The organism is Ectobacillus sp. JY-23 (assembly GCF_023022965.1).
Taxonomy (GTDB): domain Bacteria; phylum Bacillota; class Bacilli; order Bacillales; family Bacillaceae_G; genus Ectobacillus.
In genome coordinates this window covers 1,515,360-1,537,541 of the sequence record NZ_CP095462.1, presented here as the reverse complement: position 1 = coordinate 1,537,541, position 22,182 = coordinate 1,515,360, and the positions used below count along the sequence as shown (strand labels likewise).

Below are 22,182 nucleotides of genomic sequence, written 5' to 3'. Positions count from 1 at the left end.
AAGGAGGGGAACAGATGGCTGACAAATCAGCACGTTCTAAAGAAATTGAAACAGATGTAACTGTTGAACAAGTAAAAGAGCAATTGACGGAAATTGGTAAAAAACGAGGCGTTCTTACATACGAAGAAATTGCAGAACGCATGAGCGGATTCGATATGGAGTCCGAACAAATGGATGAATATTATGAGTATCTTGGTGAACAAGGTATTGAGTTAATTGGTGATTCCGATGAAGATCCAAATGTTCATCAATTAAAAGAAGAAGAGTTTGATTTAAATGACTTAAGTGTGCCACCAGGTGTAAAGATCAATGACCCTGTACGTATGTATTTAAAAGAAATTGGTCGAGTTGATTTGCTATCAGCAGAAGAAGAAATTAACCTAGCAGAACGAATTGAACAAGGTGATGAAGAAGCGAAACGTCGTCTTGCTGAAGCGAATTTACGACTGGTAGTAAGTATTGCGAAACGTTATGTAGGGCGCGGTATGTTGTTCCTTGATTTGATTCAAGAAGGGAACATGGGTTTAATTAAAGCAGTAGAAAAATTCGATTATCGCAAAGGCTTTAAATTCAGTACGTATGCAACTTGGTGGATTCGTCAAGCAATTACACGCGCGATTGCTGACCAAGCGAGAACGATTCGTATCCCAGTTCATATGGTTGAAACCATTAATAAATTAATTCGTGTTCAACGTCAGCTTCTGCAAGATCTTGGGCGAGAGCCTTCACCCGAAGAAATTGGTGAAGAAATGGATCTTGCTCCGGAAAAGGTTCGTGAAATTTTAAAAATTGCACAAGAGCCTGTTTCGTTAGAAACGCCAATTGGTGAAGAAGATGATTCGCATCTTGGTGATTTTATTGAAGACCAAGAGGCTACTTCTCCTGCCGAGCATGCAGCATACGAACTTTTGAAAGAGCAGCTCGAAGACGTACTGGATACATTAACAGATCGTGAAGAAAATGTGCTGCGCCTACGATTTGGATTGGATGACGGCCGAACTCGTACACTTGAAGAGGTAGGTAAAGTGTTCGGTGTAACGCGTGAGCGTATTCGTCAAATTGAAGCAAAGGCGCTTCGTAAATTAAGACATCCAAGCCGTAGCAAACGTTTAAAAGATTTTCTTGAATAAGCTTGATACTTTGAGTTTACTTCATATTTGTGAAGTAAACTCTTTTGTTTTGTAAGGATTATTTTACAGTTATGCAAAGAAAGGGATTTGCGAATTACAATTCTTGTAATTCATTTTACAGAATTGTCTATTGATTTGCAAATGCTCCTTTCTATAATTTTCGAGTCCTTTCTTTGTTCTGTTACAACTTTCTTTATAAAATATGCCATATTCCCTCGTTTAGACGTGAGATTTAGCAAAAAATGCGTATGGTTCTTATGATTATGGATAATTTACAAAATTTCTAGAATATTTTTTCACTAACATACAGTTTGTACTTTTCCGATACAGCGTTTTCAAGTACAATAGTAATGTCTATATAACATGGGGGTACATAGAGGGGGAGAAAATCAATGAAACGCAACCCATTAATTCCGTTCGCACTTATTGCCGTACTAGGCATACTCAGCATGTTTTTACTTTCTTTTCAAGGATTGCACAAAGCGGATGAGCTTGCTGCGGCGCAAAAAAATGGTGGAAAAGCAACGCAAGCTGCTTCCAAACCTGAGGATATTGTAAAACAAAGCTGTACAAGTTGTCATGGTGAACAGTTACAGGGCGGTGTTGGCCCGAACATTTCTAAAATCGGTAGCAAACTGTCTAAAGATGATATCCAAAATGTCATTCTAAACGGTAAAGGGAATATGCCGCCTGGTTTATTGCCAGCAGACCAAGCTGCAAAAGTTGCTGATTACTTGGCTAAAAAGAAATAATGTAAAAGCCCTTCGCAAATGCGGAGGGCTTTATTTTTTAGGCTGTTTTCGCAAGCTTTGTTGCTATGTAACAAATAGTCGCGAGTGGTTGCTTTCCGCTCCAGGTTGCTCGCTTTCCGCGAGGCGTGCGGTGGCTTACAGCCTGTGGGGTCTCACCTGACCCGCTGTTCCCGCAGGAGTCTCGCAGCTTCCGCTCCAACCAACCTGAAACAAAGAAACCTATTTAAAAACAACAATCTTTTAGAAAAGAGCCATTTTTTATTAAGTAGCTGTTAGTGTGTATGATTTGTGGGACTTGCATCTCATTGCTGAAATTCTTATGATAAAATCATATTGAAAAAGAAGGGTTTGTGAAAAACGAATGAATGAGGTAAAACTTTCAAAACGACTAGAAGCTGTAGCTGCTGAATTGCTGACAGGCTCAACGATGGCTGATATTGGTTCAGATCATGCATATTTGCCATGTTATGCGGTTTTGAACAAGATTGTAAAAGGTGCAGTAGCAGGTGAAGTTGTTGAGGGACCGTATCAATCCGCTTTAGCAAAGGTTCGTGAATGTGGACTAACCGATATAATATCTGTGCGAAAAGGAAATGGCTTGGCGGTTATTGAACCTGGTGAAGTGGATGTTATAACAATTGCCGGTATGGGTGGCGCGTTAATTCGCGATATATTAGATAATGGCAAGGAAAAACTTGCAGGCGTAAAACGCCTTATTCTGCAACCGAATATTGGAGCTCATAATATTCGCAAATGGCTGGTTGAACAAGATTGGGAGCTTATAAAAGAAATTATTTTGAAGGAAGACGGCAAGATTTATGAAATTCTTGTAGCCGAGCGTGGAGATGGAAATGCACCGTACACTACTTTTCGGGAGCATGGTATGTTGCTCGGGCCGTTTTTGTTACAAGAAAAAAGCGATGTATTTGTTGAAAAATGGATGCACGAAAACCAAAATTTATCTCGTATTTTTCATCAATTAGAACAGGCGGCAGATACAGAAGAAAATCAAAAGAAAAAGCAAGAAGTGCTACAAAAGATTGCATTGATTGAAGAGGTGTTATAATGGGGAAAATTCCGAACGGCTATGAAATCATTGAACTATTTGAAGAGTTGTACCCGAAATACTTAGCAGTAGAGGGAGATAAGATTGGTCTTCAAATCGGTACATTAAACAAGCCGATTCATCGAGTTTTGGTGGCTTTAGATGTAACCGAAGAGGTTGTGCAAGAAGCCCACTCGAAAAAATGCGAGCTTATTATTGCACACCACCCACTCATTTTTCGCCCCCTTACACATATTACAACGAACGATGTATACGGAAAAATTATTGAAACGTGTATTAAATATGATATTGCCGTATACGCAGCACATACAAATGTTGACGTAGGGGCAGGGGGTGTCAATGACCTCCTTGCTGAAGCGTTAGGTTTAGTGGAGACAAAAGTATTAGTGCCTACATATGAAGAGGTTCTTAAAAAGCTAGTTGTATTTGTTCCTTCATCACATGCTGAAAGTGTGCGAGAAGCATTAGGCAAAGCGGGAGCAGGTCATATTGGCGGCTATAGCCATTGTACGTTCTCTAGTAACGGTATGGGGACATTTATGCCTGGAGAGGAAACCAACCCGTATATCGGAAAGCAAGGAATGTTAGAGAAGGTAGAAGAGGTCCGCATCGAAACGATATTTCCAGCGAATATGCAGCGTAAAATTGTACGCGCTATGCTAGAGTCTCATCCGTATGAAGAGGTTGCTTATGATATTTATCGCATTGAGAACCATGGGAAAACCTTAGGGTTAGGTAAAATAGGTAAGCTACCTCAGGAGATGACTTTAGAGCAATTCTCCCAGCACGTTAAAAAGTGCTTAGATGTCAATGGGGTACGTACTGTTGGAAACTTACAAGATACAGTGAAAAAAGTAGCTGTGTTAGGTGGAGATGGAAATAAATACATTTCACATGCCAAGCGAAGTGGGGCGGATGTGTATGTAACAGGAGATATGTATTATCATGTCGCGCATGATGCAATGCTTATGGGGCTTAACATTGTAGATCCGGGACATAATGTGGAAAAGGTTATGAAAACTGGCGTGCAAGCAAAATTGGAGAAACGAGCCGTAGAAAAGCGCTATGATGTTGAGATTTATGCTTCGCTTATTCATACAGATCCGTTTACATTTATATAAAAAAGGCAGGAGATTGCTCCTGCCTTTTTTGTTGTTCTGCTCGGCCTTTTATTCACTACTGCCTAAGTGGCCGATTTTGCTTTTCTCACTTCACTTTTACTTTTGGTAAGATTTTATGGAGTGGTACTTGACGTTTTCGTTCCCACGTGCTCTCATCTGCAGGGTCGTATTGTTCTAAGAATGCAATAACCTCTTTTGTGATAGGTGTAGGTGTAGAGGCTCCTGCCGTAACGGCCACTCGTGTAATACCTTCTAACCACTCCAGTTGAATTTCGCTTACGTCAGATATACGATAGGCTTTCGTGCCCGCAATTTCTGCAGATACCTGAGCAAGGCGGTTGGAGTTATTGCTTTTTGGATCGCCTACAACGATTGTCAATTCAGCTTCTCCTGCTTGGTTGGCAACAGCTTCTTGACGAACTTGAGTGGCCAAGCAGATTTCTTTATGAATTTCTGCAGTTGGAAACCGCTCTTGAATTTTTTTCATCAAATGTTGCACGTCCCATTGGCTCATTGTTGTTTGATTTGTCACCAAAATTTTATCTGTTGGGATATGAAGGCAATCAATTTCTTCTTCTTTTTCAATTAAATGCACAATTTCAGGTGCAATCCCGACAGCACCCTCTGGTTCAGGATGGCCTTTTTTACCGATGTAAATCACATGATAGCCTTCTTCTTTTTTATCGCGAATTAGATCATGTGTTTTTGTCACATCAGGACATGTCGCATCGATTGTAGTAAGTCCCTTTTCTTTAGCGCGTCTCTTTACTTCAGGGGATACACCGTGGGCTGTAAAAATAACAGTACCTGATTCAATTTGATCTAAAATTTCTAAACGATTTGGTCCATCCAATGTAATAATACCATCTTCTTCAAATGCGTCTGTTACGTGTTTGTTATGGACAATCATGCCCAAAATGTATATTGGTCGAGGTAATTCTTTATCAAGTGCCGCATTGCGTGCAATAACCATTGCATCTACTACCCCGTAGCAGTAACCACGCGGGGCAATTTTAATAACTTCCACAACTAATCCTCTCCTTTAACAAGGAATCCTTAATAGTTTTCCTTTTCATTATATAGGACAGAGCGGAAGTTGACAAAAGTTATCATACATACAGTTTTGGTTTCATTTGGCTACTCACCGGTGGCTCTGGCGTTGCTTTAGGCGTTGCTTCAGGCTCAGGCGCTGTCGTTTTCTTCTTTTTTTGAACAGGTTTTACTGAATCTGCTGAGGGGGGAGTTACTTCTGTATTTTCTTCACTTTCTTCTGTTGATTTAGAAGTAAGAATTTTCACGATGCTAGGGAAACTTTTTACAATAGGTCCATATTGCTGAACCATTGGGCTAACAGTTTGCGCAACCTTTACCACTTTTTCTACGTTGCCGAGCATAGCTGATGGGTTAGACAGCATATTGGAAAAAAAGCTTCCAATACTTGCTGTATTTTGTGTAGCGGCTCCGGCTGCGGCAGATGCTGCTTCGGGCATCATGCGAACTGGTGCTTGCTGTTGATTTGCTTGTACCTGAAAGGCCTGCTGATTGGGACCTGGCATGGGTGTTTTTTTACCAAATAACCGTGCAAGGAACCCTGGTGGCTTTTGTTGCATATGGGGCTGCATTCCTTGATAGTAAGAAGGGTGCGGACTCATACTAGGGCCAGGTGAATTTGTATAGGGCATTCTCATCGGATGAGGTGCTCCCTGCATAGGATGCCTCTGCATTTGCTGAGGAGGTAAGGGTGACATGTGACGTGGCTGCATGTTTTGCGGATAGGGCGTTCTTATCATAAGACAACTCTCCTTTAATGGGTATATATACTACCATATGCACAAATGAAAAAAGGGTTTAGTTTTCGATGAAGAAAAGTAAACTATATACATGCCAATAAAAAACAACATTCTTTTTAAAACGAGAGAAAAGAACCGCCTATGTGCAGTTGGGTCAGGGAGTAAGAGCAGCCAAGACTATATGACAAAGAGAGAAAAATTCTGGTGCTTTATGTGTCTGTCATTGTTAAGCGGGAAGACTTATATAAACAAACGTAAAAGTCACCCAAGTATTGTGTATGTGTGATGAGATACATGGAGTTGTCTAGCGTGGATTTTTTATGAGAAATCTGCTATAATATAATCTTGTCTTACTTTTGAACGAAAACTTAACGAAAGAAGGTGGCGAAATGAAAACTGAAGCATTTGAGAAGTTTGATTTTCAACCGTTCCTTATAGAAGCACTTCAAGAACAAGGCTTTTCTAAGCCAACAGAAATTCAAGAGAAAATTTTTCCAGTGGCTAAAAAGGGAATCAGCGTTATTGGCCAATCTCAAACTGGTTCGGGTAAAACACTCGCATATTTACTTCCTTGTATAAATGTAATTGCTGCTGAACGTGAAGAGGTACAATTAGTGATTACTGCGCCTACAAGAGAATTGGCGCAACAAATTTATCAAGAGGTATTAAAATTAACGAAGTTTTCTCCAGCAGGTAAAGAACTTACAGCTCGTTGCTTTATTGGAGGCACAGATAAACAGCGCACAATCGAAAAGCTGAAAAAGCAACCTCATATTGTTGTGGGGACGCCGGGACGCATTGAGGATCTTGTAGCGGAGCAAGCACTATTTGTGCATACTGCGAACATGATTGTTGTGGATGAAGCAGACCTGATGCTTGATATGGGTTTTATTCAAGAAGTAGATAAAATTGCAGCCCGTATGCCTAAAACCTTACAAATGCTTGTCTTTTCAGCAACAATCCCGGAAAAGCTAAAATTGTTTATGAAAAAATATATGGAAAATCCAGAGTATGTACAGGTTAACCCTAAGCAAGTGGCTGCGGAAAAGATCGAACATGCTATTATCCCGTTACGTCATCGAAATAAATTAAACTTGTTAAAAGATATTTTAGTGTCATATCAACCATATCTGGCAATCGTATTTACAAATACGAAAAAAACGGCAGAAGAAGTTGCGATGGGACTGGCAGAGCGTGGTCTTAAAGTAGGCCGCATTCATGGCGATTTAACGCCGCGTGAGCGCAAGAAAATGATGAAGCAAATCCGAGATTTAGAATATCAATATATCGTGGCGACTGATTTGGCAGCACGCGGCATTGATATTGAAGGAATCAGTCATGTTATTAACTACGAATTACCAGAAGACCTTGATTTCTATGTACACCGTGTTGGTCGTACGGCGCGTGCTGGACAATCCGGTCACGCTATTACCCTATATGAGTTGTCTGATTCTGATGCCTTAGAAAGACTGGAAAAGCGTAATATTAGTTTCCGTCATGTAGATCTAAAAGATGGCGAATGGGTAGAATTAGGTGCGCGTCATAAGAGACAAACACGTAAGAAGCAACAGGATGACTTAGATGTGATGGCACAAAAGGTTGTGAAAAAGCCAAAACAAGTAAAGCCTGGATATAAGAAAAAGCTTGCAGAAGACCGCGAGAAAATTAAAAGAAAATACGGTAAAAAAAGATAAAGGGCCCATGCCCTTTATCTTTTTTCAAAGCATGGAGGTATGAGGATGAAAATTGGATCACACGTTTCGATGAGTGGAAAGAAAATGCTACTTGCAGCAAGTGAAGAAGCTGTTTCGTACGGTGCGAACACATTTATGATTTATACCGGTGCACCGCAAAATACGCGTAGAAAACCAATTGAGGATTTGAATATTGCTGCGGGTCTTTTACATATGGAAGACCATGGGATAAATGAAATTATTGTGCATGCGCCGTATATTATTAACATTGGTAACTCGGAAAATGCGGCCACGTTTCAGCTTGGAGTCGATTTTTTAAGAATGGAAATTGAGCGTACAGAAGCATTGCGCGCGGCTAAGCAAATTGTACTTCATCCGGGCGCTCATGTGGGAGCTGGAGCAGACGTTGGCATTCGAAAGATTATTGAAGGATTAAATGAAGTGATTACACCGAATCAATCCGTTCAAATTGCTCTGGAGACAATGGCTGGGAAAGGAACAGAATGTGGCCGAAGCTTTGAAGAGATCGCTCAAATTATAGAAGGTGTTACGCACAATGAAAAGCTTTCAGTTTGCTTTGACACTTGTCACGTGCATGATGCAGGGTACAATATCGAGAATGACTTTGACGGTGTGTTAGAGGAATTTGACCGTATTGTTGGCATAGAGCGTTTACGTGTGTTGCACATTAATGATAGTAAAAACGAACGGGGAACAAGAAAGGACCGGCACGAAAATATCGGCTTTGGACGAATCGGTTTTGAAGCTTTACATTACATTGTACATCATCCACAGCTTGTTCACGTGCCGAAAATTTTAGAAACGCCATATGTGGGTGAAGATAAAAATGATAAAAAGCCGCCATATAAGTATGAAATTGAAATGTTAAAAAATGGGAAATTCGACCCTACTTTACTGGATAAGATTGTAGTAGGCTAATTATAGCAGCTTTTGTAACAGGGTATTGACTTGTTGAGCGGTTGCTGGTGACGTGACCTTCGCAATTTTTTGTACTAATGCAAGTCGTTCTGCGTCATTATAAATGTTGATGTTTTGCCCTTTGATTAAGACAGATACCTGCTGCGCCTGCTCTACAGTAATAGAAATATTGTATTCTTTACTTAATTTCAACAAATCGGGACCAGTCATATTGTTCAATTTCTTATTGACTAAATGTTGGATGATATTCATATGCTTTCCCCCTTGTAACGCGTTCTATGGGAATATATGTGTAATCGGCTTGTTCATATTCCGGGAAAGCTTAGGTAAGGATATGCTACAATAAAATAAAACAACACTTAAGGAGGAATTATGGGAAAAAAACAGCATAAAAAAGAAAGCTTACTTCACTTGATTTACAGGATTGTGATGATTATTATTGGAGCGGCTTGTGCGGCAATTGCCATCGAGTTGTTCTTAATGCCAAATCAAATTATTGACGGCGGTATTATTGGTGTGTCTCTTATCCTAGATTATTTAACACCTCATATGCCTTGGCTGAGCTTCTCTACGTTGGTTGTGATTCTAAACTTACCGTTTATGTATTCAGGTTATAAACAGATTGGCAAAACTTTTATGTTCTCATCTATCTTTGGAGTTGTATGTTTAGCTCTTATTGAAAGTAGGCTGCATGATTTTGATCCATTTACCACAGAACCAATTTTAGCAACTGTATTTGGTGGTCTTATATTGGGTGTAGGGGTAGGGTTGGTAATCAGACATGGTGGTTCATTAGATGGAACCGAGATCATGGGAATTTTACTAACAAAGAAATTGCCATTTTCTGTTGGTGAGTTTGTTATGTTCATCAATATTTTTATTTTTGCATGGGCGGCATTTGTGTTTGGACTGGAGCAAGCAATGTACTCTGTAATGACATACTACATTGCCTTTAAAACGATTGATACAGTTATCCAAGGTCTGGATGAAACAAAAGCCGTACTTATTGTATCCGATTACTATGAAGACGTATCAGATGCTATTCTACATCGACTAGGCCGGGGGACAACGAAGTTGATGGGTAAGGGTGGCTATACGGACGAGCAAAAGGAAGTTATCTATGCTGTTGTGACAAGGTTGGAGGTTACGAAATTAAAGTCCATTGTTCATGAAATTGATCCAGCAGCATTTATTACCATTATGAGTACACAAGAAACACAAGGGGCTAAATTTAAATCGGCCATTCACTAACAGAGCTGTTGCAGCTCTGTTTTTTCTGTTATCATCGGCTGTGTTAAAGCCCGATGTTGATAATTAGCACTTGTTGATGGGAGTGAAGGGGGAAACTGCCACGTGAAAAGTGGGTCAAAGGAGACCGCGCAGGCGCAGAGCGCTGAGGAGGCTCCTTGACAGCCCGCGGACAGCGAACCCCCGTAACGAAAATCAACAACAAACCTTAACAGATACGTATCATTAAAAATTAATTATTTGACGTGTTATCTGCAATGCGTTACAATAATTTAGTTTAAGCTCGTCATAAACAAATCGTAATTATTACGCATATAAAAGGTGAAGCATATGAAAGAACAAGCTATTGTTGAGGTTGATAACGTTTCATATCGATATGAAGGTGAAAATGTATTGGAACATATTCAGTTAACTGTTCCAAAGGGTGCATTTCTTGGTTTGGTTGGACCGAATGGCTCAGGGAAATCTACTTTATTAAAATGTATACTTGGTATTTTAAAGCCAAAAGACGGCCAAATTCGTTTGTTTGGAATAGATAGTCGTAAGTTTAAAGATTGGAGTAAGATTGGCTACGTATCACAAAAAGCGAACAGCTTTAATTCTGGCTTTCCAGCTACTGTATTTGAAGTGGTAGCGATGGGGCTTGTCTCAAAAAAAGGCTTGTTCCGTTTTCTCAATAAAGCCGATAAAAACAAAGTGAAGCAAGCAATTGCTAATGTTGGTATGAGCGAATTTTCCTCTCGAAATATTGGAGAGCTTTCAGGTGGTCAACAACAGCGCGTATTTATTGCACGTGCACTCGTGAGTGAACCGCAGTTGCTAATATTAGATGAGCCTACTGTAGGTGTTGATGCAGGTAATGTAGAAAGCTTTTACACGATGCTTGGAGATTTAAATCAAAATTTAGGAATCACGTTATTACTTGTCACACATGATATTGGTACCATTACGGATAAAGTAACACATGTAGCCTGTTTGAATAAATATTTGCATTTTCACGGAGAAACAGAAAAGTTTGAAGCGATGAAGGAAGAGGAGTTATCGAATTTCTATGGACATCATGTGCAGGTTTTGGAGCATGAGCACGCGCACGGGAGGATACAATGATACAAGATTTTTTACAATATGATTTTTTAAGAAATTCACTGTATGCTGCACTGCTGATTGGTTTAGCAGCTCCTTTATTAGGCGTGTTTGTTGTGATTCGTCGCCTCTCCTTAATTGCTGATGCGCTCAGTCATGTAACATTATCAGGAATTGCGGCAAGTTTACTGCTAGAAAAGACGGTGTTTACAGGAGGCTTCATTAATCCTCTATACATGGGTATGCTTTTTTCAATGGGCGGTGCGTTGTTTATTGAAAAGCTAAGGGTGGTGTATAAGCATTATCAAGAACTCGCAATTCCTATTATTTTATCAGGCGGCATTGGTCTAGGGGTTATTTTTATTTCATTAGCCAAAGGCTTTAATACAGATCTGTTTAATTATTTATTTGGTAGCGTAAGTGCGGTGAGTAGAAGTGATTTAATTGCAATTACAGCTATTACACTTCTAGTTGTAATAAGTATCATTTTATTGTATAAAGAGTTATTTTTGCTTTCGTTTGATGAAGAATACGCTACTGCAACAGGATTAAAATCTAAATGGATTCATTTTGCCTTTATTATGTTAGTTGCACTAGTTATTGCGGCTTCTATGCGTGTTGTGGGAATTTTGCTTGTTTCATCGTTGATGACATTACCCGTTGCCGCAAGTATTCGTATTGCAAAAGGCTTTAAGCAAACGATCTTGTTCTCTGTTCTATTTGGAGAGTTGGCTGTTGTTGGGGGATTAATTACTTCGTATCAATTAGACTTGGCTCCTGGTGGCACAATTGTTGTCATTGCGGTTATAATCCTCGTAGGAGCTATTCTTTGGAAAAAGAAAAAAACTGCGTAATGAGGGGATTTCAATGAATGTAACATCTGCGCTGCAGCTCATGAAGGACAAAGGATATAAATATACAGGCAAGCGTGAGGATATGTTGCAGCTGTTTGCCACGCATAATAAATATTTAACAGCAAAAGATGTTCTCGAGAATTTAAAGGATAATTATCCTGGTCTTAGCTTTGATACCATCTATCGAAACCTGTCTATTTTTGTAGACTTAGGGATATTGGAACAAACAGAATTGAGCGGTGAAAAGCATTTCCGTTTCACTTGTCCAGTAAAAGAACATCATCATCATTTCATTTGTCTGGAATGCGGGCAAACCAAAGAAATTCAAATGTGCCCGATGGATGATATTTTAGGTAGCTTTTCAGGATATGAAGTGACGGGACATAAGTTTGAGGTATATGGTAAATGTCCAAGGTGTATACAGTAAAAGGGAGCTTAGCGCTCCCTTTTTTATTTCTCTTGCTTTGCTGCATATTCCTCAGCAATTTTGTCAATTTCCTTTTTTAGCTCCTCCACCATGACCGCTTCCGGCACTTTTCTTACAATCTCGCCTTTTCGGAAAAGGAGACCTTCTCCGCGTGCCCCTGCGATACCAATATCAGCTTCGCGTGCTTCGCCTGGACCGTTTACCGCACAGCCGAGAACGGCAACTTTAATCGGCGCTTTAATTTTAGAGATATATTCTTCCACCTCGTTCGCAATGCTAATTAAATCAATTTCAATACGACCACATGTTGGGCAAGAAATAAGTGTTGCAGCGTTTGACGCAAGTCCAAAAGACTTGAGTAGCTCACGTGCGACTTTAACTTCTTCTACTGGATCAGCACTTAAAGAAATGCGCAATGTATTGCCAATACCTTTGCTTAGGATAGCACCTAGACCGGCTGCGCTCTTTACAGTGCCAGCAAATAATGTACCAGACTCTGTAATTCCTAAGTGTAATGGGTAATCAAACGCTTTTGCTGCTTTTTCGTATGCTTCAATTGCCAAATTTACATCGGAAGCTTTCATGGACACAATGATGTCATGGAAGTCTAGATCCTCAAGGATTTTAATATGGTGAAGAGCGCTTTCTACCATGCCATCAGCAGTAGGGTATCCATATTTCTCCAAAATTTTTCTCTCAAGAGAGCCTGCGTTTACGCCAATTCGAATGGGAATACCTTTTGCTTTGGCTGCATTCACAACAGCTTCTACCTTCTCTCGGCGTCCAATATTACCTGGATTAATACGAATTTTATCAATACCGCCTTCAATTGCTTTTAAAGCTAGACGATAGTCGAAGTGGATATCAGCAACTAGCGGAATATTAATGCGCTTTTTAATTTCAGGAATTGCATCTGCGGCACGCTCATCCGGAACTGCAACACGAACAACCTGACAACCTGCTTCTTCAAGGCGAAGAATTTCTGCTACTGTTGCCTCCACATCATGTGTTTTGGTTGTGGTCATGCTTTGTATGAATAATTCATTGCTTCCACCAATAGTTAAATTCCCGACTTTGACGGGACGTGTTTTCGTACGATGTGTAATTTCACTCACGAATAGATCGCTCTCCTTATAAAAGGTTATGTGTGTATCATTTGTTATTCTTGTCTATTGTATCAATGCTTCTGCTGTGCGACAAGAATTATGCTGTAATTTCTCTTTATTGGTAGATTGGAAATTTGTACGTTTTTCCGATGCGCAGTTTGGAGGGTGATTCCCCCGGGTTTAATTTTTTAAAATCTGCTACGACTTTTTCAATAGAAGGTGATTTGGACTTGCTGATGGCTTCTACAATCGAAAGTGCTGTATCGCCGCTTTTCACTTCAATGTTTTTATAAGTAGCTTTTTCTCCTTGTGGTAAAGCTACTGTTTCTTTTTGGGTTGGATAAGAGCTTAAAAAGGGCAGTGTGCCAATTTTGATATCATAAAATACAGCATAGCCAATTACGAGTATAAACAACGTAACGAATAGTCGCTTCATATAGTTCTCACTCCTTTTGTAGAGAAATATATGCTTGTCCCATAAAAAAATGCCGCATTTGCGGCATTTAGGCTTTTACTTTTTTTTGTGGAATTTCTTTTATAGTCAAATATAAAACAAAAATCGCTGTAAATAGAAATACGAATAGATGCGCACTTACATGAATTCGTAAAGAATCCATGATAATAAAGAAGACAGTCGGTAATGTAAAACTGTAGGCTGTAAGCGTCCACGCTTGTTTATACTGCATCGGGCGCTGTAAAGAACGAGCGAGTATATTACCGATAAAAGCAACAAAGGTAACACCAATAAAAGTTGTAAAGGCGTTTACTAAGAATAAAAAGAACCCGATAATGAACAATGCGATTGGATACATAGATTTCACACGTGATAAAAATGTTTCTATATCTTTCTTTGTAACTGTCCACTCTTTGAAGGTGTCATACGTATAGGTTTGTACTTGTCCTGCCGAAACTGTAATGGCCCGATCTTGTAAGATATATAACCCGTTTAGGGCGTCGCTTTTGTATTCTGTTGTATTTGGGTCAAATAAAAAGGTAAACGTTTCGTCTTCTTTTATAATGGGTTCAGAGATGTCAGCGCGCAGCTCCCCGTTTTCAATTGTAAAGTCTGGAAGCTCTGAAGTAACCATATGTTGTAATTGCGAAAATTGCTGCTTAAGCATTGTGCCGAATTGTGTTGTCTCAGGGATAGTAGCAAGCAATGAAAGGAGTAATATGTATAGAATGGTTTTTCCGACTTTTTGAAAGCGAAAACGCGCTATATCTTTTGGTGAGTATATACTTTTTACAAGCTGTGTAAATATGGACATTGTATTCCTCCTTCTATGTACTCTTCATATTGTAACGTAAAACTGGGATAGTCTACAAGATTGTACCATTGATATGTGCAAAACATATCATTTGAAATCCCTTTTAAAATTTGATACTTTTATGATGAGAAGTGTAGCTTGTAATTCTCACTTTTCTGAAAATGTTGTAAAATAAAGCTGAGCAGCTTATATATTGCTCAAAATACATATCTTTAGGAGGAATTTACAATGGCGAAATACGAATTGCCTCAATTGCCTTACGCTTACGACGCTTTAGAACCACATTTTGACAAAGAAACAATGAATATCCATCATACAAAGCATCACAACACGTACATCACAAATGTGAACGCTGCTTTGGAAAGCTATCCGGAGCTTGCTGCAAAGAGTGTGGAAGCTTTAATTTCTGATTTGAACGAAGTACCGGAAGCAATTCGTACAGCTGTTCGTAACAACGGCGGCGGTCATGCAAACCACTCTTTATTTTGGACAATCCTTTCTCCAAATGGCGGTGGCGCTCCTGTAGGTGAGCTTGCGACTGCAATTAACGAGAAATTTGGAAGCTACGATGCATTCAAAGAAGAGTTTACAAAAGCGGCAACAACTCGCTTCGGTTCTGGTTGGGCATGGCTTGTTGTAAACAACGGCGAATTAGAAGTAACAAGCACACCAAACCAAGATTCTCCACTAATGGAAGGTAAAACGCCGGTATTAGGTCTGGACGTTTGGGAGCATGCATACTACTTGCACTACCAAAACCGTCGTCCTGACTACATTGGTGCGTTCTGGAATGTAGTAGATTGGAACGCAGTAGAAAAACGTTACCAAGACGCAAAATAATGCAATAAGTAAAACCCCTTTCTCATGAGAAAGGGGTTTTACTTATTATGGGGTTAAAAGTGAGCCAGGTTTAGCTGTTTTGTGTATACTCTTCGCTCTTTTTGAGAGACTAAAGCGTGAAGCAAAGGAGAGTTATATATGAAGATGAAGTATTTACTTGGTGATGTGCAAGTGAATCGCGACTTGGTTTTACTTTTAATCGTAGGTGGGCTTTATACACTTGCCATATCCCTATCAAACACATTTGTAAATATCTATCTGTGGAAACAAACAAAGGACTTTGTTAATTTAGGACTGTACAATTTATCAGTTGTTGTCTTGCAGCCTCTTACATTTGTGATAGCTGGAAAACTGGCGAAACGAATTGACAGAATTATTATTTTGCGACTTGGTGTCAGTGCACTGGCAGTGTTCTTTATTACAGTACTGGTTTTAGGTACCAGCGCCTCTCAATTCATTGTTTTAATCGGCGCAATTTTAGGTGCGGGCTATGGATTTTATTGGTTAGCATTTAATTTGTTAACATTTGAAATTACGGAACCGGAAACACGTGACTTTTTTAATGGCTTCTTAGGATTGTTAACATCATTTTCCGGCATGATTGGTCCTATTGTAGCAGGACTTATCATCTCGCACATGAAAAAGTGGAACGGTTATACGTTTATTTTTATTTTATCGTTAATTATGTTTAGTATTGCTGTTGTATTAAGCTTTTTCCTGTCGCGACGTGAATGTGATGGAAAATATGAATTAATAGAAGCATTTCAGGAACGGCAGCACAATCAAAATTGGAAGCGAATTACATGGGCACATTTTTTTCAAGGGCTACGCGAAGGAACATTTATATTTGTTATTTCTGTATTTGTGTTCATTGTGACTGGCAGTGAACTTGCGATTGGAAAGTTCGGATTAATCAGCTCTGGTATTTCTTTTTTAATGTACTATATTGCTGCGCGTCTTATTAAAGATCGTTTTCGTAAAAAAGCCATATTGGTTGGCGGACTCATTTTATATGCCGCTGTCTATTTAGTGGCAATTGATGTTACATATCCAAAACTGCTATTGTATGCAGCTTGTATCTCAGTGGCATACCCTATCTTGTTGGTTCCTTATAATTCTATGACATACGATGTAATTGGGAGAGCGACTAAAGCAAAGGAGCGTCGTGTGGAATATATTGTTGTTCGTGAATTATTTTTAAATGGTGGCCGAATTTGTTCTATAACCGCGTTTTTATTTGCAGTTTTCTTTTTTGATCCAAAAGAGAGCCTTTCATATTTACTCATGATTGTCGGAATCGGACATTCACTTATTTATTTTGCGATTCGAAACATTGATCCTGCTCAAAAAGCACCGGAAGGTCTAGAGGTTTCCAGATCAAGACAAGAAGTTACAGAGGGTGATGGTTAACTTAGCTGTTTATTTATGCTACAATAAACTGTACGTACAAAGACACCTCATTAGGTGTCTCTTTGCTGTAAAAGGGGGACCGTCATGAAAAAGAAGCAAAAGAAGAAAAAGAGTCATGTGCCAACTCGGCTGAATATATTGTTTTTTATCGTGTTTGTTATGTTTTCTGCGCTCATTTTGCGATTGGGTGTTGTCCAAATTGTATATGGAGAGGACTACACGAAAGAAGTTGAGCGCACGGAAAATTTAACGGTTAACACACCCGTACCGCGCGGAAAAATGTTTGATCGCTATGGCAGAACAGTTGTTGATAACACACCGCTTCGAACCATTACATATACACGTATGAAAGGATCGAAGAGCGAAGAGCGTCTTGAGCTTGCAAAAGAATTAGCCAAGCTTATGGATATGCCTACAGATAAGTTGACAGAGCGAGATAAAAAAGATTTTTGGATTGAATTGAACCCAGATAAGGCCAAAAAGAAAATTACCAAAAAAGAATGGGATGCATTTGAAGCCAAGAAACTGGACGATAAAGACATTTATAATTTGCAATTAGAACGTATCACAGCTGCAGATTTAAATGAATTTACGCCGGCGGATTTAGAAGTGTTAGCGATTAAGCGGAAAATGGACGGTGGTTATGCCATGACACCGCAAATTATCAAAAATAAAGATGTAACACCTCAAGAGTATGCACGCATCAGCGAAAATTTAGATCGCTTGCCAGGGGTGGATACAACTACAGATTGGGAACGTAATTATACCTATGGTGATATGTTTACATCTGTACTGGGAACAGTCACTAATGCAGATGAAGGTCTACCGCGCGAACAGCTTGACTATTATTTAGTACGTGATTATAACCGGAATGACCGCGTTGGAAAAAGCTACATTGAGCAGCAGTATGAAGATGTACTGCACGGAACAAAGGCACAAATTAAAAATGTGACAGATAAAGATGGGAATATTTTAGAACAGGTGTATTTGTCTAAAGGAGAGCGCGGCAAGGACTTAATTTTGACTATCGATATGGAGCTGCAAAAAAGAGTAGAGCAAATTATTGAAGAAGAGCTAAAGGTAGCTAAGTCCAAGGGGGGCACCCAATTTTTAGACCGCGCGTTTGTTGTGATGATGAACCCGCGCAACGGAGAAATTTTATCCATGGCGGGCAAGCAACTTGTCATGAATGAACAAGGACAGCTACAGGTGAGTGATTACGCGCTTGGAACCATGACCAGCTCCTATCAAGCGGGTTCGGCAGTAAAAGGTGCGACTGTGCTAACAGGTTTTCAAACAGGCGTTATCCAGCCTGGTAGCATATTGGTGGATGAGCCCATCAGAATCAAAGGTACACCAGTTAAAAAGTCTTATAAAACAATGGGACCAATTAACGATTACTACGCGTTAGCGCGTTCATCTAACGTATATATGTTTCGGATTGCGATGGAGATTGCAGGAGCCAAATATGTACCTGGCGCACCGTTATCTATCCCTTCTAAGGCATATGATACAATGCGCTATTATTTCAGCCAATTTGGGCTAGGTGTACCGACAGGTATCGATCTTCCAAATGAATCGGTCGGATTTAAAGGAGCAGAAACAAAAGTGCCCGGACTATTGCTTGACTTATCTATTGGTCAATACGATACGTATACGCCTCTTCAATTGGCACAATATGTGTCTACAATTGCGAACGGGGGATACCGAATCAAACCGCAAATTGTAAAAGAAGTGCGCAATCCAGTTTCAAAACCAGGTGAAATTGGTAAAGTGGTAAAATCAATGGAACCTGTGGTATTAAACCGCGTTGATATGAGCACAGAGTATATTAAACGTGTACAAGAAGGCTTTCGAGCTGTAATGTCCGATTCACAAGGAACTGCGACAAATGTGTTCAGTACAGCTCCATATCAGCCTGCTGGTAAAACAGGCACAGCACAGACCTTTTATGATGGTCCTGACGAAGCAAAACGAAAGAGCGGTCCAAAGGGGACATTGCCACCAACGTACAACTTAACGTTAGTTGGATATGCGCCTTACGATAATCCAGAAGTTGCTTTTTCGGTAGTTGTACCATGGGTTTCTGATGATAACAATCGTATTAATAAAATCATTGGCCGCAGAGCGTTAGATGCATATTTTGAATTGAAAAAAGAAGCCGTTAAAATAGAAGCAGATCCTACCATTGTACCGGAGAGTACGAATAATTCATAAAAAAGCTTTGCGCATATTGGCGCAAAGCTTTTTTAGGTTTTGCTAACGTTAATTGTCATCTATGAATTGAAGAGATTCCACAGATGACTTTCTGAACTGTCGCAAAAATTTATAAGTAGCGTTAGACATATTTTTAACAAAGAAAGTGCCCCTATTTACAAAACATTTACAAAGTATTAAAACCGCATTAATAGTTAAACCGTATCCTTATATTTATGGTCAGTACGTTTGCTAAGTATATAATCAAACCACGTTACATTCCGATTTGTAATTAGGGAAGAATTGTAATAATTTTTCCGGTCATACTAATGTATATGATTATGTACTGTATGTTGTGAGAATGTGGTGCGAGCAAACGGAATGCAAGATAGATGCTTCCTGACATGTGGATGAAAGGGGAAAACAAAATGGTTTCTACAGTTGTAAATGTAACAACAAAAGAACAAGTGACAAAGGCAGAAGCGCCTAAAAATATTGTATTCGATACAAAAGATCTAAACTTATGGTACGGTGAAGATCATGCGTTAAAAGATATTAACTTAAGCATATATGAAAACGAAGTAACTGCAATTATTGGTCCGAGCGGGTGCGGAAAATCTACGTATTTAAAAACATTAAATCGTATGGTTGAACTTGTACCTATTGTACGTACAACAGGTGTAATTGAATACCGAAACAGAAATATTTTTGATAAAGCATACCATGTAGAAGAATTGCGCACGCATGTAGGAATGGTATTTCAAAAGCCAAATCCATTCCCAAAATCTATTTATGAGAACGTTGTTTACGGTCCGAAAATCCATGGCATTCGAGATAAGAAAAAGCTCGATGAAATCGTGGAAAAAAGCTTGCGCGGTGCTGCGATTTGGGATGAGTTAAAAGATCGGTTACATGACAACGCATATGGATTGTCAGGTGGACAGCAGCAACGTCTTTGTATTGCGCGTTGCTTAGCGATTGAACCGGATGTAATTCTCATGGATGAGCCGACGTCCGCGTTAGACCCAATCTCTACTTTAAAAGTGGAAGAACTGATTCAAGAACTGAAAAAGGACTTCAGTATTGTCATTGTAACGCACAACATGCAACAGGCGGCACGTATCTCTGATCGCACAGCATTTTTCTTAAGCGGTGAAGTCGTTGAGTATACAGATACAAACCGACTGTTCACAACACCAACTGACAAGAGAACGGAAGATTATATTACAGGACGATTTGGTTGATTCATTTATCTCAGGAGGTAAGGGCATGGTACGTGAGCAATTTGATTATGATTTAAAAACGTTGCGAGCTAAGCTGGTTGAGCTAGGGACGTTGTCTAAGGAAGCCTTGGAAATAGCGATGGAGGGACTGCGTACTCGCAACGTAGAATTAGCTTTGCAGGTCATTGATAATGACAATCGTATGGATGATTTAGAAGAAGAAATCAATGAGCTGGCACTAATGCTTATTACAAAGCAACAACCCGTTGCAACAGATTTGCGACGCATTTTTGTTTCCATTAAAATTGCAACTGATTTAGAACGAATTGCTGATCATGCTGTTAACATTGCAAAATCAACAATTCGTTTAGGAGAAAAAGAAGTAGCTGTAACAATAAATGTGCTAGAAAATATGTTTAAACAAGCTGGTTCCATGTTGGAATTATCTATGGATGCGTATCAAGAAGAAAATTTAACATTTGCAAAACAAATTGCTGAAATGGATGATGTGGTAGATGAGCTATACGGACAAGCCGTACGAGATTTCATGTCTTCTATTCCACAAAACCCTGAAGGAATTAATCAGATTACACAATTATCGTTTATTGCCCGTTACATTGAGCGTGTAGCAGATCACATTACTAATATTGCTGAGAATGTATTCTACCTTGTTAAAGGTAAGCATTACTTATTGAACGAATAAAAGCGTCCTTTGAGGGGCGCTTTTATTTATTTTCAGTTCGTTGCAGCAAATTTTTTGTTTATTTGACAAAATAGGCTTATTGTGGATGGAAAAGACTGGTGCTATCATTTTTATATACAACAAAATAAAAATATAAGGGGGGAAGGTATGGAACGCAAGCGTGTGTTGATTTTATCATGGGAGTATCCACCCATGCTGATTGGAGGACTTGGGAGGCATGTGCACGAATTGTCTAAAGCATTGGCCAATGCAGGGCATATCATTCATATTATCACTACGTATGTAGAAGGTTCACAGCTATATGAGGAGGTAGAAGCTGTACACATACATCGTGTATGTCGTAAAGGTAGCCGTGATCACTTTTATCATTGGATTAGCGAGCTTAATGAAGCTATCTTACAATATGCCTTATGTTTATGTGACGAAGTAGCTTTTGATCTTGTTCATGCTCATGATTGGCTGGTAGGTGAAGCAGCAAAACAGCTTAAAAAAAGAAAGGGACTGCCGCTTATTACGACCATCCATGCAACTGAGCATGGCAGAAATCAAGGCATCCATACATCCCTGCAATGGGAAATACATATGAAGGAAAAGGAATTGGTAAAGGAGTCGCAAGCCGTCATCGTATGTAGTGAGTATATGAAAAAAGAGGTATTACGCATATTAAATCCTTCTCTGCAAAATATATTTGTGTTTCCAAATGGTATTAATGAAGCATTTTTCTGTAATGCAAAGCCTTTGGCTTCTGTATACCGAACTTATGATTTACGAAATCGTACCCTTGTATTTTCAATTGGTCGCATTGTAAATGAAAAGGGCTTTTATACAATTATTGAAGCTGCACCTGAACTCATTCGTTTTGATTCAACCTTAATCTTTATTATAGCAGGAAAAGGCCCGATGCTTGATTTTTACAAGCACGTAGTCGCCGAGCGAGGTTTAGGGCAATTTATTCATTTTGTTGGTCATGTGAGCGAAGAGGAGCAGCGTGCTTTTTTACAAAGCTGTCATATCGTTGTTGTACCGAGTTTATATGAGCCTTTTGGAATTGTTGCATTAGAGGGGATGCTTGCCAACAAGCCAACTATTGTTTCAGATGTAGGAGGACTTAGTGAAGTGGTACAGCATGGCTATAATGGCTATAAAATGGAACCGGGCAGTGCTCACAGCTTAACCATGCGAATCAAAGAAATTTTAAATGCACCTGAAACCGCATGTCAAATTGCACAAAATGGATGTAACCTCGTGAAAAAACAATATAGTTGGAGTAAAATTGCTGCGGATACGGTTCGTGTATATGAGGATAGTGTCTATCAAAAAGGGAGGTAAACA

22 protein-coding genes are annotated in these 22,182 nt (G+C 39.4%); 16 read left to right on the top strand and 6 right to left on the bottom strand.

What is annotated here, in order from left to right; all coding sequences use genetic code 11:
- Nucleotides 1-14: 14 nt before the first annotated feature.
- The 4 genes from rpoD to MUG87_RS08000 all read left to right on the top strand — a co-directional run bounded on the left by rpoD (nucleotide 15) and on the right by MUG87_RS08000 (nucleotide 4,069).
- Nucleotides 15-1,130: an RNA polymerase sigma factor RpoD gene (gene rpoD / locus MUG87_RS08015; RefSeq protein ID WP_247086962.1), complete on the top strand. Its 1,116-nt coding sequence runs from the start codon at nucleotides 15-17 to the stop codon at nucleotides 1,128-1,130.
- A 392-nt stretch (nucleotides 1,131-1,522) separates the two neighbouring features.
- Complete coding sequence (gene cccA, locus MUG87_RS08010) at nucleotides 1,523-1,882, top strand: cytochrome c550 (RefSeq protein WP_247086961.1); 360 nt, start codon at nucleotides 1,523-1,525, stop codon at nucleotides 1,880-1,882.
- A gap of 361 nt (nucleotides 1,883-2,243) precedes the next feature.
- Nucleotides 2,244-2,948 (top strand): tRNA (adenine(22)-N(1))-methyltransferase, encoded by a 705-nt coding sequence (locus MUG87_RS08005; RefSeq protein WP_247086960.1) that lies wholly within the window; start codon nucleotides 2,244-2,246, stop codon nucleotides 2,946-2,948.
- On the top strand, nucleotides 2,948-4,069 hold the full coding sequence (locus tag MUG87_RS08000; protein ID WP_247086959.1) for a Nif3-like dinuclear metal center hexameric protein: 1,122 nt from the start codon (nucleotides 2,948-2,950) through the stop codon (nucleotides 4,067-4,069). The genes MUG87_RS08005 and MUG87_RS08000 overlap by 1 nt, the downstream gene beginning before the upstream one ends.
- Nucleotides 4,070-4,154: 85 nt before the next feature.
- Here MUG87_RS08000 and MUG87_RS07995 read toward each other — a convergent pair whose 3' ends face one another.
- Together MUG87_RS07995 and vrrA are read right to left on the bottom strand one after the other, a co-directional pair.
- Nucleotides 4,155-5,096: a 4-hydroxy-3-methylbut-2-enyl diphosphate reductase gene (locus MUG87_RS07995; RefSeq protein WP_247086958.1), complete on the bottom strand. Its 942-nt coding sequence runs from the start codon at nucleotides 5,094-5,096 to the stop codon at nucleotides 4,155-4,157.
- Between the two features lie 82 nt (nucleotides 5,097-5,178).
- A complete protein-coding gene (vrrA, locus tag MUG87_RS07990) occupies nucleotides 5,179-5,859 on the bottom strand; it encodes a VrrA/YqfQ family protein (RefSeq protein ID WP_247086957.1) in 681 nt (226 codons plus the stop codon).
- Between the two features lie 389 nt (nucleotides 5,860-6,248).
- Here vrrA and MUG87_RS07985 point away from each other — a divergent pair, with 389 nt between their 5' ends.
- Nucleotides 6,249-7,553: a DEAD/DEAH box helicase gene (locus MUG87_RS07985; protein ID WP_247086956.1), complete on the top strand. Its 1,305-nt coding sequence runs from the start codon at nucleotides 6,249-6,251 to the stop codon at nucleotides 7,551-7,553.
- A gap of 45 nt (nucleotides 7,554-7,598) precedes the next feature.
- Nucleotides 7,599-8,492 (top strand): deoxyribonuclease IV, encoded by an 894-nt coding sequence (locus MUG87_RS07980; RefSeq protein ID WP_247086955.1) that lies wholly within the window; start codon nucleotides 7,599-7,601, stop codon nucleotides 8,490-8,492.
- Here the strand turns inward: MUG87_RS07980 and MUG87_RS07975 are convergent, their stop codons facing one another.
- Nucleotides 8,493-8,744 carry a DUF2624 domain-containing protein gene (locus MUG87_RS07975; RefSeq protein WP_247086954.1) on the bottom strand — a complete coding sequence of 84 codons (252 nt, stop codon included), beginning with the start codon at nucleotides 8,742-8,744 and terminating at the stop codon, nucleotides 8,493-8,495.
- A 120-nt stretch (nucleotides 8,745-8,864) separates the two neighbouring features.
- Here MUG87_RS07975 and MUG87_RS07970 point away from each other — a divergent pair, with 120 nt between their 5' ends.
- The 4 genes from MUG87_RS07970 (at nucleotide 8,865) to MUG87_RS07955 (ending at nucleotide 12,104) form a co-directional block, all read left to right on the top strand.
- Nucleotides 8,865-9,743, top strand: a complete 879-nt coding sequence (locus MUG87_RS07970; protein WP_247086953.1) for a YitT family protein — start codon at nucleotides 8,865-8,867, stop codon at nucleotides 9,741-9,743.
- A 327-nt stretch (nucleotides 9,744-10,070) separates the two neighbouring features.
- On the top strand, nucleotides 10,071-10,847 hold the full coding sequence (locus MUG87_RS07965) for a metal ABC transporter ATP-binding protein (RefSeq protein WP_247086952.1): 777 nt from the start codon (nucleotides 10,071-10,073) through the stop codon (nucleotides 10,845-10,847).
- The gene (locus tag MUG87_RS07960; protein WP_247086951.1) at nucleotides 10,844-11,677 is read left to right on the top strand and encodes a metal ABC transporter permease; all 834 of its coding nucleotides are present in this window, start codon (nucleotides 10,844-10,846) and stop codon (nucleotides 11,675-11,677) included. Before MUG87_RS07965 ends, MUG87_RS07960 begins: the two co-directional genes overlap by 4 nt.
- Before the next feature lie 13 nt (nucleotides 11,678-11,690).
- Nucleotides 11,691-12,104 (top strand): Fur family transcriptional regulator, encoded by a 414-nt coding sequence (locus MUG87_RS07955; RefSeq protein ID WP_247086950.1) that lies wholly within the window; start codon nucleotides 11,691-11,693, stop codon nucleotides 12,102-12,104.
- Nucleotides 12,105-12,127: 23 nt separating this feature from the next.
- Here the strand turns inward: MUG87_RS07955 and ispG are convergent, their stop codons facing one another.
- From ispG to MUG87_RS07940, 3 genes are all read right to left on the bottom strand, one after another.
- A complete protein-coding gene (ispG, locus tag MUG87_RS07950) occupies nucleotides 12,128-13,210 on the bottom strand; it encodes a flavodoxin-dependent (E)-4-hydroxy-3-methylbut-2-enyl-diphosphate synthase (protein ID WP_247087591.1) in 1,083 nt (360 codons plus the stop codon).
- Nucleotides 13,211-13,325: 115 nt separating this feature from the next.
- Nucleotides 13,326-13,646 (bottom strand): hypothetical protein, encoded by a 321-nt coding sequence (locus MUG87_RS07945; RefSeq protein ID WP_247086949.1) that lies wholly within the window; start codon nucleotides 13,644-13,646, stop codon nucleotides 13,326-13,328.
- 67 nt (nucleotides 13,647-13,713) lie between these two features.
- On the bottom strand, nucleotides 13,714-14,478 hold the full coding sequence (locus tag MUG87_RS07940; RefSeq protein WP_247086948.1) for a DUF1189 domain-containing protein: 765 nt from the start codon (nucleotides 14,476-14,478) through the stop codon (nucleotides 13,714-13,716).
- A gap of 228 nt (nucleotides 14,479-14,706) precedes the next feature.
- Between MUG87_RS07940 and sodA the strand changes: the two genes are divergently transcribed.
- The 6 genes from sodA to MUG87_RS07910 all read left to right on the top strand — a co-directional run bounded on the left by sodA (nucleotide 14,707) and on the right by MUG87_RS07910 (nucleotide 22,179).
- A complete protein-coding gene (sodA, locus tag MUG87_RS07935) occupies nucleotides 14,707-15,318 on the top strand; it encodes a superoxide dismutase [Mn] (protein ID WP_124563380.1) in 612 nt (203 codons plus the stop codon).
- Between the two features lie 138 nt (nucleotides 15,319-15,456).
- The gene (locus MUG87_RS07930) at nucleotides 15,457-16,728 is read left to right on the top strand and encodes an MFS transporter (protein ID WP_247086947.1); all 1,272 of its coding nucleotides are present in this window, start codon (nucleotides 15,457-15,459) and stop codon (nucleotides 16,726-16,728) included.
- 84 nt (nucleotides 16,729-16,812) lie between these two features.
- Complete coding sequence (locus tag MUG87_RS07925) at nucleotides 16,813-18,945, top strand: peptidoglycan D,D-transpeptidase FtsI family protein (RefSeq protein ID WP_247086946.1); 2,133 nt, start codon at nucleotides 16,813-16,815, stop codon at nucleotides 18,943-18,945.
- A gap of 407 nt (nucleotides 18,946-19,352) precedes the next feature.
- Entirely contained in the window at nucleotides 19,353-20,168 is an 816-nt protein-coding gene (gene pstB, locus MUG87_RS07920) for a phosphate ABC transporter ATP-binding protein PstB (RefSeq protein ID WP_247086945.1), read from the top strand.
- Between the two features lie 25 nt (nucleotides 20,169-20,193).
- On the top strand, nucleotides 20,194-20,850 hold the full coding sequence (gene phoU / locus MUG87_RS07915) for a phosphate signaling complex protein PhoU (RefSeq protein ID WP_247086944.1): 657 nt from the start codon (nucleotides 20,194-20,196) through the stop codon (nucleotides 20,848-20,850).
- A 147-nt stretch (nucleotides 20,851-20,997) separates the two neighbouring features.
- Complete coding sequence (locus MUG87_RS07910) at nucleotides 20,998-22,179, top strand: glycosyltransferase family 4 protein (RefSeq protein WP_247086943.1); 1,182 nt, start codon at nucleotides 20,998-21,000, stop codon at nucleotides 22,177-22,179.
- Nucleotides 22,180-22,182: the final 3 nt, after the last annotated feature.

Bases quoted from the DNA above. Each gene is read 5' to 3' on its own strand.
- rpoD (WP_247086962.1), top strand. From the start codon at position 15: ATGGCTGACAAATCAGCACGTTCTAAAGAAATTGAAACAGATGTAACT.
- cccA (WP_247086961.1), top strand. From the start codon at position 1,523: ATGAAACGCAACCCATTAATTCCGTTCGCACTTATTGCCGTACTAGGC.
- MUG87_RS08005 (WP_247086960.1), top strand. From the start codon at position 2,244: ATGAATGAGGTAAAACTTTCAAAACGACTAGAAGCTGTAGCTGCTGAA.
- MUG87_RS08000 (WP_247086959.1), top strand. From the start codon at position 2,948: ATGGGGAAAATTCCGAACGGCTATGAAATCATTGAACTATTTGAAGAG.
- vrrA (WP_247086957.1), bottom strand. From the start codon at position 5,859: ATGATAAGAACGCCCTATCCGCAAAACATGCAGCCACGTCACATGTCA.
- MUG87_RS07985 (WP_247086956.1), top strand. From the start codon at position 6,249: ATGAAAACTGAAGCATTTGAGAAGTTTGATTTTCAACCGTTCCTTATA.
- MUG87_RS07980 (WP_247086955.1), top strand. From the start codon at position 7,599: ATGAAAATTGGATCACACGTTTCGATGAGTGGAAAGAAAATGCTACTT.
- MUG87_RS07975 (WP_247086954.1), bottom strand. From the start codon at position 8,744: ATGAATATCATCCAACATTTAGTCAATAAGAAATTGAACAATATGACT.
- MUG87_RS07970 (WP_247086953.1), top strand. From the start codon at position 8,865: ATGGGAAAAAAACAGCATAAAAAAGAAAGCTTACTTCACTTGATTTAC.
- MUG87_RS07965 (WP_247086952.1), top strand. From the start codon at position 10,071: ATGAAAGAACAAGCTATTGTTGAGGTTGATAACGTTTCATATCGATAT.
- MUG87_RS07960 (WP_247086951.1), top strand. From the start codon at position 10,844: ATGATACAAGATTTTTTACAATATGATTTTTTAAGAAATTCACTGTAT.
- MUG87_RS07955 (WP_247086950.1), top strand. From the start codon at position 11,691: ATGAATGTAACATCTGCGCTGCAGCTCATGAAGGACAAAGGATATAAA.
- MUG87_RS07945 (WP_247086949.1), bottom strand. From the start codon at position 13,646: ATGAAGCGACTATTCGTTACGTTGTTTATACTCGTAATTGGCTATGCT.
- MUG87_RS07940 (WP_247086948.1), bottom strand. From the start codon at position 14,478: ATGTCCATATTTACACAGCTTGTAAAAAGTATATACTCACCAAAAGAT.
- sodA (WP_124563380.1), top strand. From the start codon at position 14,707: ATGGCGAAATACGAATTGCCTCAATTGCCTTACGCTTACGACGCTTTA.
- MUG87_RS07930 (WP_247086947.1), top strand. From the start codon at position 15,457: ATGAAGATGAAGTATTTACTTGGTGATGTGCAAGTGAATCGCGACTTG.
- MUG87_RS07925 (WP_247086946.1), top strand. From the start codon at position 16,813: ATGAAAAAGAAGCAAAAGAAGAAAAAGAGTCATGTGCCAACTCGGCTG.
- pstB (WP_247086945.1), top strand. From the start codon at position 19,353: ATGGTTTCTACAGTTGTAAATGTAACAACAAAAGAACAAGTGACAAAG.
- phoU (WP_247086944.1), top strand. From the start codon at position 20,194: ATGGTACGTGAGCAATTTGATTATGATTTAAAAACGTTGCGAGCTAAG.
- MUG87_RS07910 (WP_247086943.1), top strand. From the start codon at position 20,998: ATGGAACGCAAGCGTGTGTTGATTTTATCATGGGAGTATCCACCCATG.